At 48.9% G+C, this 13794-nt stretch carries 14 protein-coding genes; 1 reads left to right on the top strand and 13 read right to left on the bottom strand.

Annotation, left to right across the window (positions count from 1 at the left end):
• Positions 1-180: 180 nt before the first annotated feature.
• Complete coding sequence (locus ACAN55_RS10105; RefSeq protein WP_379131598.1) at positions 181-912, top strand: TraR/DksA C4-type zinc finger protein; 732 nt, start codon at positions 181-183, stop codon at positions 910-912.
• 26 nt (positions 913-938) lie between these two features.
• On the opposite strand, the gene ACAN55_RS10100 is transcribed toward ACAN55_RS10105, so the two are convergent.
• The 13 genes from ACAN55_RS10100 to ACAN55_RS10040 all read right to left on the bottom strand — a co-directional run bounded on the left by ACAN55_RS10100 (position 939) and on the right by ACAN55_RS10040 (position 13669).
• Complete coding sequence (locus ACAN55_RS10100; RefSeq protein WP_379131944.1) at positions 939-1241, bottom strand: DUF5665 domain-containing protein; 303 nt, start codon at positions 1239-1241, stop codon at positions 939-941.
• A gap of 424 nt (positions 1242-1665) precedes the next feature.
• Positions 1666-4758 carry an isoleucine--tRNA ligase gene (gene ileS / locus ACAN55_RS10095; RefSeq protein WP_379131596.1) on the bottom strand — a complete coding sequence of 1031 codons (3093 nt, stop codon included), beginning with the start codon at positions 4756-4758 and terminating at the stop codon, positions 1666-1668.
• A gap of 868 nt (positions 4759-5626) precedes the next feature.
• A complete protein-coding gene (locus ACAN55_RS10090) occupies positions 5627-6121 on the bottom strand; it encodes a DivIVA domain-containing protein (RefSeq protein WP_379131593.1) in 495 nt (164 codons plus the stop codon).
• Positions 6122-6308: 187 nt separating this feature from the next.
• Positions 6309-7091, bottom strand: coding sequence for a YlmH family RNA-binding protein (locus ACAN55_RS10085; RefSeq protein WP_379131590.1), 783 nt, complete (start codon positions 7089-7091; stop codon positions 6309-6311).
• A gap of 4 nt (positions 7092-7095) precedes the next feature.
• On the bottom strand, positions 7096-7362 hold the full coding sequence (locus ACAN55_RS10080; protein WP_379131587.1) for a YggT family protein: 267 nt from the start codon (positions 7360-7362) through the stop codon (positions 7096-7098).
• 7 nt (positions 7363-7369) lie between these two features.
• Positions 7370-7816 carry a cell division protein SepF gene (locus ACAN55_RS10075; RefSeq protein ID WP_379131584.1) on the bottom strand — a complete coding sequence of 149 codons (447 nt, stop codon included), beginning with the start codon at positions 7814-7816 and terminating at the stop codon, positions 7370-7372.
• Positions 7816-8514, bottom strand: a complete 699-nt coding sequence (locus ACAN55_RS10070; RefSeq protein ID WP_379131581.1) for a YggS family pyridoxal phosphate-dependent enzyme — start codon at positions 8512-8514, stop codon at positions 7816-7818. The genes ACAN55_RS10075 and ACAN55_RS10070 overlap by 1 nt, the downstream gene beginning before the upstream one ends.
• Positions 8515-8517: 3 nt before the next feature.
• Positions 8518-9369: a peptidoglycan editing factor PgeF gene (pgeF, locus tag ACAN55_RS10065; RefSeq protein WP_379131578.1), complete on the bottom strand. Its 852-nt coding sequence runs from the start codon at positions 9367-9369 to the stop codon at positions 8518-8520.
• A 113-nt stretch (positions 9370-9482) separates the two neighbouring features.
• Positions 9483-9836 (bottom strand): YlmC/YmxH family sporulation protein, encoded by a 354-nt coding sequence (locus ACAN55_RS10060; RefSeq protein WP_379131575.1) that lies wholly within the window; start codon positions 9834-9836, stop codon positions 9483-9485.
• 113 nt (positions 9837-9949) lie between these two features.
• Entirely contained in the window at positions 9950-10732 is a 783-nt protein-coding gene (gene sigG / locus ACAN55_RS10055) for an RNA polymerase sporulation sigma factor SigG (RefSeq protein WP_379131573.1), read from the bottom strand.
• Positions 10733-10810: 78 nt separating this feature from the next.
• Positions 10811-11533: an RNA polymerase sporulation sigma factor SigE gene (sigE, locus tag ACAN55_RS10050; protein ID WP_379131571.1), complete on the bottom strand. Its 723-nt coding sequence runs from the start codon at positions 11531-11533 to the stop codon at positions 10811-10813.
• A 116-nt stretch (positions 11534-11649) separates the two neighbouring features.
• The gene (gene spoIIGA, locus ACAN55_RS10045) at positions 11650-12588 is read right to left on the bottom strand and encodes a sigma-E processing peptidase SpoIIGA (protein ID WP_379131942.1); all 939 of its coding nucleotides are present in this window, start codon (positions 12586-12588) and stop codon (positions 11650-11652) included.
• A 958-nt stretch (positions 12589-13546) separates the two neighbouring features.
• Positions 13547-13669 carry a hypothetical protein gene (locus ACAN55_RS10040; protein ID WP_379131569.1) on the bottom strand — a complete coding sequence of 41 codons (123 nt, stop codon included), beginning with the start codon at positions 13667-13669 and terminating at the stop codon, positions 13547-13549.
• Between the last annotated feature and the right edge of the window lie 125 nt (positions 13670-13794).

Below are 13794 nucleotides of genomic sequence, written 5' to 3'. Positions count from 1 at the left end.
CTTTTTCGCGGTCAAATACTGTTTAAAGACTTGTATATTGTAGCACAGCGCGCAAGAACCCGTCTATTGCCGGGTGCTCCATCAATGGGTAATCCGGAGACTATTTTCCAGCGCTAAAATATCCCTTCACGGGTCAAGCTAACTCAAGGCACATTAGAACGAAGGAAGGAGCAACTCCTTATGAACCATTTGACACCGCAGCAGCTTGCCGAACTAAGAAAGCGTCTCGAAGAGCAACAATCCGAGATCAGAACAAGACTCAAGCAGAATGAACATAACGATCTCGAGAATTCCATGCGCGACTCTACAGGAGAGCTTTCTGAAATTGACAACCATCCGGGCGATGTTGCTACGGACCTCTTTAACCGTTCCATGGACATTTCTCTGGTAGAGCGCGATGAACTTGAGCTTGATGATATCGCTATGGCACTTGCTGCAATGGATAACGGTACCTATGGCATCTGTGCGGTAAGCGGTCAGGAAATCCCCTTCGAACGCTTGTCTTCCATCCCTTCAACCAGGTACTCCTTGGAGTATACTCCGCAGCGGGTCAAACCGTTTAACCGGCCTGTGGAAGAAGAGTTTCTCTCTCCACCCTTTGGACGAACCAGTCTGGATGATGAGGACGATCAGAACGGATTTGACGGAGAGGATTCCTGGCAGATTGTTGAAAGCTGGGGCAGCTCGAATTCACCCGCAATGGCAGAGGGTAACAATATTGATTCCTATAATGACATGGAGATTGAAGCCGATGAGACCGAAGGATTTGTCGAGCCTTGGGAGAATTTCATCGCTACAGATATTACCGGGAACCATATTACCGTAGTCCATGGGACCAGCTATCAGCATTATATAGATCGTGGTGAAGGTGAGGCCCTGTTAGCCTCTGATGATACGAAAGATCAGGAGTAGCACACGTGCTGCTCTTTTTTTCTATTCTAAAAAGTTTTAAGCTCCAGTTGATGCTGGACGATCCGCACGATGTCAGCGATATAATCCCCAATGATCGGCAGATTAAGTGCCCCAAGCACCTGTAGGACATAAATAATGGTAGCCGCAAAAAAAGTAAATCCCAGCGCGATCCCAAGCCCTCTCGCAATACCCGACAATATATTCAGCCAGATCAAGCGCCATGGTGAATGCAGAAGCTCTGTATATTGGGCAATTCTTGATTTCTCCATTTGCTGGGCTAGTCCGTTTGTAATCCGGTACAGGGCATTCAGTTTCTCCTCAGAAGTCATTTCATCTGCTTGAGTTGAGATCTGAGGTTCTTTATCAGCACGGGTCTCCGGAAGTTTGTTGTCAACCGGGCTGTTCTTCTCTGGTGATGTTCTGACAGATATCCTGTTCTTGTTCGAACTCCTTTGATCTTCTTCCACGACTTCGCTCCTCTCCCCTCGCCGCCACAAAGTAAACGAGCCCGGCTTAGAGAGGGATGAAAGTCCTCTCTCTTGAAGCACGGGGCTCGTCATTTTGCGCCGAAATATAAAAGGGATTATATTTCCCGCATAAACGGAAGTCTTCCGGTTATACTTGTGAGCCTAGTATATGCTTTTTGCAGGTCATTGATGCACTGCTTCATCGTGATCCGATAGCTGTTATCCAATACAAGAGGCCCCTCGTGCCACACTTGGCTTTAGGAGGGGCCTCTATAAATATCAGAGCTTAGGCTCCGATATGAATACCAATCGATTTGCCGCCAGCGTCCACGGATTCAAAGGTATGGTCTCCACCAAATTCGATGGTAGTCACAAGCACATTGTCACGCATCACGTCTTCAAATGCCGTAACCGCTGCCTTCAGCTCATCATCAACCTCCAGCGTAAGTGCGATACGTTTATCAATCGGCAGATCCAAGCGTTTGCGGTAATCCTGAATGGCGCGGACGATCTCACGCACCCAGCCTTCTTGCTCAAGTTCAGGCGTGATTTCAGTATTCAGCGCAACGGTAATACCGTAGCCGGAAGCTGAAGCAAAGCCCGGTTTGGCCTGTTTCTCTACCAGCAGTTCCTCGGCAGAGATGTGCAGCTCTTCCCCTTCCGGAGTCAAGACATGAACTTCCCCATCCGTTACAACTTTACGGGTCGCGTCGCTGTCCATCGATTTCAGGAAACCTTGCAGGAAGCCGACGTTTTTGCCGTATTTTTTACCTGCCACTTTGAGGTTCAGCTTCAGTGTGAAGTCTACAAACCCACTATCACTGGTCTCCAGCTTCAGGTTCTTAATGTTGATCTCATCCTTGACGATATCGCCGTAGCCTTCGGTATCAAAGCTGTGGTCTATAGACACAATCAGCTCGGACAGCGGCTGGCGGTTCTTGATGCCCGTTTCATTCCGCACATTTCGCGCCAACTCGACAATCGCTCTTGCGCTCTCCATTTCCTGCTCCAACTGCATATCAATGAGGTTCTCGTCTGCTACCGGATAATCAGCCAAATGCACACTTTCTCCGCCGCCAAGATTTGTGAAAATATCCTCCGACAGCATCGGTGTGAACGGAGCCATCAGCGTCGCTGTAGTCAACAGAACACGGGTCAGCGTACGGTAAGCATCAAGTTTATCCTCGCCGAGACCACTGCCCCAGAAACGATCACGGGAACGGCGGATATACCAGTTGCTCAGCTCATCCACGAAGTTCTCAATCGCCTTGGATGTGTTGACAAAATCATTAACAGCAAGACCTTTTTCCACAAGAAGGATCAAACTGTTCATGCGGGAGAGAATCCAGCGGTCCAGCTTATGATCAGACAACTTGAACGGATGTGCTGCCGGATCGTAACCGTCGATGCCAGCATACAACGTCAGGAATGCGTGTGTATTCACCAGCGTATCGACAAGCTTCGATTTGGTCTCACCCACCAGACTGCGGGAGAAACGTTTGTTGTTCCACGGAGCACTGTCAGACAGGATTGCCCAGCGGAACGCATCTGTACCATATTCATTCATGATGTCCCAAGGGTTAATGACATTGCCTTTGGATTTGGACATCTTCTGTCCATTTTCATCCAGGATATGCCCGGTTGCGATAACCGCTTTATAAGGGGCAACTCCTTTAAACAATGTAGATACTGCCAGCAGACTGTAGAACCAGCCGCGCGTCTGGTCAATGCCCTCACAGATCATGTCAGCAGGGAATTGATCCTCCAGCTTATCAGCATTCTCGAACGGATAATGGCTTTGCGCAAAAGGCATCGATCCGCTGTCGAACCACACGTCGATCACTTCAGAGGTACGCACCATTTCCGCGCCTTCCTTGAACGGGCTGCGCAGCTTGATTTCGTCTACATACGGTTTATGCAGCTCGATATCCTCCGGCACCTCAGTGGTAGCCATTTCTCTTAGTTCAGCAATGCTGTGCGGAGCATATTCTTTACCTGTCTCCTGGCACACCCACACGTTAAGCGGGGTTCCCCAGTAACGGTTCCGGCTGATATTCCAGTCTACCAGTTCATCCAGGAACTTACCGAAGCGGCCTTCACGAACATGGCCCGGGTACCAGTTCACACTGTTGTTGTTAGCGATAAGCTGATCTTTGATTGATGTCGTGCTGATGAACCAGCTGTCTGTTGCATAATACAGAAGCGGTGTATCGCAGCGCCAGCAGAACGGATAGCTGTGCTCGTATTTTTCTTTACTGTACAGGAGCCCTTGCTCCGAAAGGGTTTTGATGATATCCAGATCGCAATCCTTCACGAAACGTCCGGCAAAATCTTTGACAGTCTCCGTATATTTACCCGAAGCATCCACCACGTTCACGAAGCTGATTCCATTCTCGCGGCAGGCTTTGTAGTCATCTTCACCATGTGCCGGAGCCATATGCACAATCCCTGTACCGCTGGCATCCGTAACAAAGGACGCACCCACGATGATGTTGCTTTTCTCCGCTTGGATATAAGTGAATGGAGGTGTATAGGTCTGACCAACAAATTCAGCACCTTTGTGTGTAGAGAGAATCGTATATTCGCCCTTCATAACCTCTTCCACCAGATTCTTAGCAAGTATATACACGCCGTCTTCCTGTTGCACGCGTACATAATCCATCTCCGGATTCATTGCCAAGGCCATATGAGCCGGAAGGGTCCAAGGTGTGGTCGTCCACGCCAATACGTAATCTCCGCTTCCATCCAGCTTGAATTTCGCAGTCGCGCTGAGATCCTTAACCGTTTTGTAGCCCTGCGCCACTTCGTGCGAGCTGAGTGTGGTCTGACAGCTCGGACAGTACGGACTAACGCGGTGACCGCGGTACAGCAGCCCTTTCTCATGAACGGTGGCCAAAATGTTCCATACGCTCTCGATGTAGGTATTGTTCAGCGTGATGTACGGATTATCCAGATCCGTCCAGTATCCGATTGCTTCCGTGAATTCACGCCATTGCTTCTCGTAACCAAAGACGCTTGCTTTACATTTCTGAATGAACTTTTCTACACCGTAAGCTTCGATCTCCTGTTTGCCGGAAATGCCAAGCTGCTTCTCCACACCAAGCTCAACCGGAAGTCCATGAGTATCCCAGCCGGCTTTACGGATTACACGATAGCCCTTCATCGTCTGGTACCGTCCGATGAAGTCTTTGATTACGCGCCCAAGCACGTGGCCGATATGCGGCGCTCCATTGGCTGTCGGAGGACCTTCATAGAACACATAGTTCGGACGTCCCTCCCGGTTCTCCATGGATTTGCGGAACGTATCCTCGTCGCTCCATTTCTTCAAGATGCGGACATCTCTGTCGCGCGCTTTTTCTTTGATATCTACTTTTTGCATGCTGGTCAATCCTTTCTGGGTTTCATCTTTAAACCTTTTTCGATCCCCCTAAATCCCCCTTCGCCAAGGGGGACCCCAAGGGCTGGCCGCCCTCTGGACACCCGCAACTTAAAACCCGACGGGGTGAGGGACGATGGCGGACGGTTAAAAATTTGTTCGGCGCGTAGAGCGGTCCTTCTTAGGCTGCCCTATCGGGTACGCCTGCGGGACCTTACATTCATCGTGTGTGGCTGACGGCTTCGCCCCGTCAGCCCAAGGACCCTCGCTATTGCTGCCCCTTCGGGGATCGCGGGTCGCGATTACAGAAGGGTTCGTAGCTCGAAGTTGAGCTTGCCGCTCGCGGCAGGGCGAGGGTTACCTCGCCATAGCTGATTTACGCGCTGCCGGGCATACGACAAAATTCAGGGTGTCCAGAGGGCTGGCCCTCGGGGTCCCCCTTAAGAAGGGGGATTTAGGGGGATGGCCAACGCTGTACGCAAAAAAGAGCATCCCCCGCCCCAAAGGGGCGAGCAGATGCTCGCGATACCACCCTAATTCATGCACAGTGACATTCACATTTCTGAATGTATGGGCACAATCTCAGTTCCGGGATAAACTTCATCTCGAATCCGGTGTAACGTCCGGCAGACGGCTTAGCTTACGCACGAATTAACGCTTCGGCCTTGCTTCTAGGGGAAGATTTCCTGTCAGGGTCTGGACATCGGCTTTCAGCAAGCGCCGACTCTCTGGGGAACACGACCTTGAAGTACTGGTCCCTTCATCGAATAACATATAACTGGTTCAGATATGTTCTATTTATAGCTTCTTTGACTGTAATTGTCAACATCCGGGACATTTCGGGACTTGCAAATAACGGATGCTTGAGGGATTAAATTATCCCTTCGCGAACTTCGCGTTCTTCACGGTTCTCAAGTGCATCCCAATCATCTTTAGAGAGCAATTCGAGCTGCGCTTCCAGGAGCGTCCGGAACCGGGTACGGTAAATGGAGGCTTGCTTGCGCAGTTCTTCCGTTTCTATGGCAACCTTCCGCGATTTAGACAACGCTTCGTTAATAATCCGGTCCGCATTTTTCTCAGCTTCCTTGAGAATGAGCTGGGATTCCTTCTTCGCGTTGCTTCTCACCTCATCAGCTGCTTCTTGAGCAACGATGATGGTTTTGGAAAGGGTGTCTTCAATGTTGACGAAATGGTCCAAACGCTCTTGAATTGTCAGAAGCTGATTGTGCAGCTCCTTATTCTCACGGATCACGATTTCATAATCCTTAATGACTTGATCCAAAAATTCGTTGACTTCATCTTCATCATAACCACGGAATCGATGGGCAAATTCCTTGTTATGTATATCGAGCGGTGTTAATGGCATGCTGTGCACCTCCTAGAAATTTCGGACCTCTTGTGCCCCGCCGTCATGAGTTGGCTAATGGACAAATGTGCTGCAGTCTAATTCATTCCCTACTGCTTCATCTACAATTATCGGCGTCATGGTGCTGAAATGTTTGCTGCCTGAAATATTGAATTTCGACAATTACACGGTGATTCCTGCAAAGAATTTATACAAATTTCCCAACTTGGACACGATAACGGCCTTTTTTGCTCAAACCGCCAATCTCCGTTACCTTGAATCTGCCGAATCCTTGTATGGATACCATGTCTCCCGCCTTAAGAGCAAAGGACGGATCCTCCTCGACTTTCCAGTTCACCCGGACACGGCCTGCCTTGATTGGAGCAAGAATCTTACTCCGGCTGAGGCGGCATACGTCGGAGGCAATGCCATCCAGCCGAAGTGATGCGACACTGATCTCCATGAGCTCCAATCTCGATTCACTGCCGCGCAGCGCAGATATCGGCAGAATTTCGGTGCTTGCTGATACACGGTGAACCGCATTCAAATGTATATCCAAATAATCGGCGATATCCGAAGTCACTACGGCATGACAGCCGTCCTCGAGCACCCGGATATCACCGATCTTGTCTCTCTTAATACCAAGTCCCAGGATAGAGCCCATATAATCACTGTGCTCCAGTGCCTGAATCTTTTGTTCAATGGGAGTAATGGATAACACCTTCATCTTCATGTCCTCATTATCCAGCTCCCGGTAATCCGGAGCAATAAGTGCCCGCCGTCTTTCCGCTTCAGCATACCCGCCTTCCATACGGATGACTACATCCGGATGGCGGTTCGCAAGACTTTGGAGGATATATCCTTGACGGGGATCCAGAAAATCCGTCAATTTCACTTCATGATAATCGCCGGCATTGCTGACCCATTCCCAGGCTCTGTCCACAAACGGCCGTTCATCCGGGTGAAAGTGACCATAAATTTCATTCTTCATAGGATTAGAGGAGGTAATCCACTACCGCCAGCAGACCATATTCCGCATATTGCAGAACAATAAGAGCGATAATCGGAGAAATATCAAGCGTACCGAAAATCGGCGGAATTATCCGACGGAATGGTGAAAGGTAAGGCTCTACCAGCTTGCTGAGCAGCTCTCCAATGAAATTCTCACGGACATTGGGAAGCCAAGACATAAGCACGTAAATGATAATCATGTAGAAATAAATTTGAAACAGTATACCGATAATTGATGTAATTTGGGACAAAGCCCGTTCACCTCATTCTGTTGTAGTCTGGTTCATCGCCCAGTATTTCTGTAATGGAGCCTTGGATTTCAACCGTATCCGGTGTACACATAAATATATTGCCCCCAATTTTAGAGATTCCTCCGCCAAGGGCATATACGGTACCACTGATAAAATCGATAATCCGCATAGCCTGTTCGTTTCGCACGCGCTGCAGATTGATGACAACTGTCCGATGTGAGCGGAGATGATCCGCTATTTCCTGGGCTTCATCATAGGAACGGGGCTCATACAATACAACCTTCACATTTTTTTGCGAATGAATACTGACAACATTCCCTCCCCGCGGATTTTTACGGGTTTCTACAGGAATTGGCTCGTATTCTTCTTCATCGCGGGATATTTGCTCCCGTTCTACAATTTCTTCTTCCTCCTGCAAACCCAAAAAGTTCATAAATCGGTTCATCACACCCATCACATTCCCTCCTCATGACCCACTAATACCGTACCCAGGCGCACCCAGGTGGCTCCTTCCTGTATCGCCACTTCGTAATCGTTCGACATTCCCATCGACAGTTCAGTTATCGGCTCAGGGGTCAACGCGAGCCGGTTCAGCTCATCTCTGAGCTCGCGAAGTCCACGAAATACTGGACGGGTAAGCTCCGGATCCTCCTCATAGGGGGCCATTGTCATCAGTCCAATAACTTTCAAGCGGTCAAGGCTTTCGATACTCCGCAGAAATCCTGCAACTTCTTCCGGTGCCAGACCGTATTTGCTGTCTTCCCCGGAGATATTAACCTGAAGAAACGCTTTGACGTTAATATCGGCTGCCTTGGCTTTTCGTTGTAATTCCTGTGCTAAAGATAGCCGGTCCAAAGAGTGTATATAGTGAAATTTCCCGATAACGTCCTTCACCTTGTTGGTCTGCAAATGCCCGATAAAATGCCAGGTCCCACGGTCTCCAAGTCGCTTCCACTTGCTTTCGGCATCCTGCCAGCGGCTTTCGCCAATATGCTCCATGGGAACTGCCAGCACCCCGGCTACCGTATCCAGTGATACATATTTAGTAACCGCAATCACGTGCACTTCACCAGGATCCCTTCCGCTTACTGCGCAGGCCTGTTCAATGCGCTCATTTACTCGGGCTAATCTCTGCTGCAGTGCCTGGTTCAATGTTCAACTCTCCTTTATTCCGATCCAGCTCGTCATTCTTCCCGTCGATCCGTTTTCTTTACGGTGCGAAAAAAATAAATCCGTGTTACAGCTTGTACACCAAGTTGTACATTCGATATGAGTCGGCAATATTCCTGCTTTTATCATAATCCGTCGATTCAATTCTTTCAAGTTAAGCATGCTTTTGCCGGGACTATTATCGGACGGGGTATATAGACTTTCTGAACCGGCACCTTCTCTACGCAGCGAATCCTCCAGCGGATGCACATAATCCATCACGTGATCGTTAACCTCATAGCAGCATGCTCCGATAGAAGGACCGATCGCTGCAAGGATGTCCTGTGGAAGGCTTCCGTATATTTGACCCATCTTTTTTACCATAGCCTCTGCAATTTGCCCTACAGTACCTTTCCAGCCTGCATGAGCAAGCCCTACCACTGAACGGACAGGATCATAGAAATAAAGCGGAACACAATCCGCATAAAAAGAAGTCAGCAGCACACCGGGCACATTGGTCAGCAGCCCGTCTGTATCTGCAAATGCAGAAGTTCTGTCCTGACTGCCACGTCCCCGGTCTGCACTCGTTACTTCCGCTATATTCACGCCGTGCGTTTGCTCACCGCAGGTCCAGTCCTCCAGTTCAAATCCAAGGTAGTCCGTTACAATGTGCCGGTTGGTCAGTACATCCTGCGGATCATCCCCCACATGAAATGCGCAATTGAGACTTTCGTAGGGCTTTGTCCCTATGCCACCTTGTCTGCTGGTAAAACCGGCGGTTATCTGAGTACCCTGTGAATACCACGGCTCCAAAACAAACAGAGGAGGCTTATCCCCCTTCAACATAAACGGTTCCATCTTTCTCACCTCCGCTTCAGTGTACCACAAGAGAAACCTCCCCTGTATCCCCAGGAAGACCTGAACTGCTTCGGCCCCCCATCAGCAGCTCTTTATAAAAAAAGGCGTATCCGCTAAAGGGTACGCCTTTCACTTCGCTCACTGCGGTCTCCGCGCTCCAGATACATGGTCTCCCGCGGCTCCTCCTGAAAGGGTGCACGCGGCTCTTCCATTTTGACCAGCACCACATCCGAACCGATCTTGACGATATTGCGCCAAGGTATAATAAGATCTGCTCCTCCGCCAAACAGCCCCATAAAGCGGGTATACCCCGGAACAACGATGGCCTCAATCACGCCCCTGCGTAAATCCAGCTCCAGATCACTGATCTGGCCCAGTCTTCTGCCATCGACAATATTGATGACATCTTTAGCTTGAAAATCGGATATTTTCATTTTTTTACCTGACGCTAGCGACTCCTGATTCATATGCCACCTCTGTACCCTCAGACGTATTATTAAGTATATGAGCGCAAGGCTTGGACACATGACAAAAACAGCAAGTCTTCCACATTCCCGAAGACTTGCTGTTGTGCGGCAGGTTAGGATTTCACATGTTTCTGCATCTGCTGGATTGCTGATTTCTCAAGCCGCGACACCTGCGCCTGGGAGATGCCGATCTCATCGGCAACCTCCATCTGGGTTTTACCCTCAAAGAACCGCATCGATAATATCCTCTTCTCACGTTGTCCAAGCTTGCGCATCGCTTCACGCAGAGCAATTTCCTCAATCCAGGATACATCCTTATTTTTATCATCGCTGATCTGATCCATCACATAAATCGGGTCACCGCCATCATGATAAATGGGCTCAAAGAGGGACACAGGGTCCTGAATCGCATCCAGTGCAAACACTACATCTTCCTTTGGCACACCCAGAGCCTCCGATATTTCAAACAGCGTGGGTTCCCGGGAATTCTGATTAGTCAAACTGTCACGCACCTGAAGAGCCTTATAGGCAATGTCGCGCAGTGATCGTGATACCCGTATTGGATTATTATCGCGCAGGTAACGGCGGATTTCACCGATAATCATCGGTACAGCATAGGTTGAGAACTTCACATTCTGACCCAGGTCAAAATTGTCGATGGCTTTCATCAGTCCGATACAACCTACCTGAAACAGGTCATCAACGAACTCTCCCCGGTTATTAAACCGCTGAATCACACTTAGAACCAGTCTTAAATTGCCGTTTACCAATTTCTCTCGGGCAGATCGTTCGCCCTGCTGCTGCAGCGATGTGAAGAGAAGCCGCATTTCCACGTTCGTCAGAACGGGTAGTTTGGAAGTGTCCACACCGCAAATCTCGACTTTATTTCGGGTCATGATGATTTACCTCCCAAGGAGAAACATTACTGTACATTATCTCCCCGGTCGGCCATTTTATTCCTTGCCGGCATCTGACTAGACCATCTTGTTGAACTCCTTACGCAGCCGCTTGATGATTCTTTTTTCCAGCCTTGAGATGTAGGATTGGGATATTCCGAGCAGATCGGCTACATCTTTTTGTGTTTTTTCCTCGCCGCCGCGAAGGCCAAACCGCAGTTCCATAATCAGTCTTTCCCGTTCACTCAGCTTCTCCAGTGCTTTTTGCAGCAGCTTCCGGTCTACCTGTTCCTCAATGTTCCGGTATATCGTATCGTTCTCCGTTCCAAGCACATCCGACAGCAGAAGTTCATTCCCATCCCAGTCAATATTCAGCGGTTCATCAAAAGAAACCTCACTCCGGGTCTTACTATTGCGGCGCAAATACATCAGGATTTCGTTCTCGATACAGCGTGAGGCATAGGTTGCGAGTTTGATTTTTTTCTCCGGGTCAAAGGTGTTTACTGCCTTGATCAATCCAATAGCTCCAATGGAGACCAGATCTTCAATGTTAATGCCTGTATTCTCAAATTTACGGGCAATGTAGACAACAAGCCGCAGATTACGTTCAATCAGCATCGCCCGCACGGCTGCATCTCCGGTGGACAAACGTTGCAGCAGGTATTCCTCTTCTTCACGCGTAAGCGGTGGCGGGAGCGCCTCACTGCCCCCGATATAATAAATTTCCTGGCTTTTCAGCCCCAGTAGAAAGAGTACACGGTAATATTGGAGCTGCATCGCCATTTTCCATTTAAACATCATTGTTCCTCCTTCAAGAAGTATGCAGGGCTGAGGTTCAAGCTTACATGACCGGCACCCTGCACCGGCAAGCTTATCTGTATCCGACACGGCAGATCCGAATTGGCAAAACCCAGGTTTTAGGAAGGTATTGCCGCATCCTGCTTCTGTGCTAAATCCGGATGGATAATCGCCTTATAAATACCTTCCGGTGATAAAGTTCCACCATCCAGGCCGATCAGTACCCGTCTACTGATGTACACGTCATCTCCCAGCTTCACGGTTACCCGGTCCGGCTTTAGGGCAAGCATAAAGGAAGACCCGCGATTAACGCCCCGATAGGGAACAAGCCTCATCCGGTCCTGCCAGGCAAAGGACTGCCCGTCCGTCTCCAGTAGAAGTTTATCCGCTTCATTCTGGGTCAGCCTGCCTTTCCAGGCAGCTGGCAGATGATCTTCCCAGAGCGCGGCCTCCATAACCATTACAGGAATATGCGTTAAAGGATCATAAAGCCGGTTACCGGTATCGAGAAGTCCCGGACAAACGACGCATGCCCCGTCAATCTCAACCTTCACTTCACCAACATATGTCTCCAGCCTCTCTCTTTGAGCACGGGAAGAGTGAACCGCCTTGAAAACAATCAACACGAGCGGGAGTGTAACGAGAATAAACCAAAAGCCGATTTTTACCCGGTAAGCATACCCTCCCGCCGTGGTGTACATGATTCCCTTCCACAAATCCCCTGAGTTCTGCAGTAAATAATGAATGCCGAGAATTCCGCCCGCTGCCGCAAAATTGATCATATAGAAAGCTCCCATAGTCTTCAGATAGCTTTGCAGGCTGACAAAGCCGAAAGCGATCCATAGCATGAGTACCGACAGCCCAAACTTTATAGCAAATGTGTACAAAAAGGACAAGTCCGGAACAAACATCATCACCACATATAGCGCCCCAACCAGAGAAGAGAGAGCCATTCGCCACCAGGAGATCTTAAGCTTGACCAACCAGGCGGTAAGCCACAAAAGAACCCCGTCGATCAGCAGATTGGCGGTAAATATCAAGTCAATATATACTACCAGCACCTTCACCTGCCTAGCGGAGTTGATATGAAGCCAAGTCGATAGGCTTTCTTTTTGAACGATATGATTAGTATAGGAACTCTGGTATCCAAAGTCTGTCTAAACCTCGGGGCAATCAAGGGGTTTTTTTGTCGAGATTCGCCTCAGAACAGCTGCACATTTTCTTGATCGGGAACAACTCGAGAAGCTACTGTTCCTAGGGTTCTTTATTTCAACGTTTGAGAGGCTACGGTTGAGGGCTACGTTCGAGAGCTACGTTCGAGAGCTACGGTTCGGGGGTTTCTTACAATCGCTGTTAAAGCCCGATTTCTATTTGATTTGAATAGTCGGTGGAAATCGGGCTTTAAAGGCGACCACTCCGTTTCTCCAGAATCCCCCCGACCCTCCGCAGCAGCATGCGGCTGACAAACCTTAGCAAGCCTATCCTCCCTCCTGCGAGAGGAAGGGCATGATCGACAGTGAATGCAACAACATGCTAAAAGATATTTAAGCACCCTGTTAGGATTTCGGCGCATTCGAAACGCCGATTCTTGAGCAATTAACAAGTTCTACCACCAGTCTCCATTACAGGGAGACTGGTGGTTTTACGTTCATAGTCTATTATTATTGTGATTGCATTCTCACGATTAATGAGCCCCGAAAGAAGCAGAAATGTCATACTTGAAGGAACGTTGAGACCAATATGCGGCGAACTACTATACGGATTGAATTTAAAACATCAGGAAAGGAAAAGGAGCAACGAGGGGATTTTGATACTGTAAGAGAGGTATGAACCACCTTGGTTTCTTGGATTTGAACCGTCAATAACACTATGAATCAAGAAATCCGGAGACAATAGGCTATTTCATAGATAAGTTGCTATGGAAAACGTAATAATAGAATGATGAGAGTCTGCCTCCGAGCAACAAGGGACATTACTGTTTTTTGTTTTTGGGTGTTTTTATTTTTGCGTTACCGCTCATGTAGCGGAGAGGACGAACTGATTGCGGAAAAGCGGCAGCGGTCGCCCGAAAGCTTTCCGCAGGAAAGCTAGCATCGGAAGCATAGGCTTGGACGGATTTTTACCGCTTAATAATTTCAAAGAATCCGTCCACAACAGCGATGTAGCAACAGTCCTTTCACGGAGCGGCCTCCAGAGCGCTCTTAAGCAGCACTAAACAAAAAAGCGCCCCGCAGCCGTTAGGCTGTGGGGCACTTTTGGATCAA

It is taken from the genome of Paenibacillus oryziterrae (assembly GCF_042610485.1).
GTDB lineage: Bacteria > Bacillota > Bacilli > Paenibacillales > Paenibacillaceae > Paenibacillus_AQ.
This window is presented reverse-complemented; position numbering and strand designations above follow the sequence as displayed.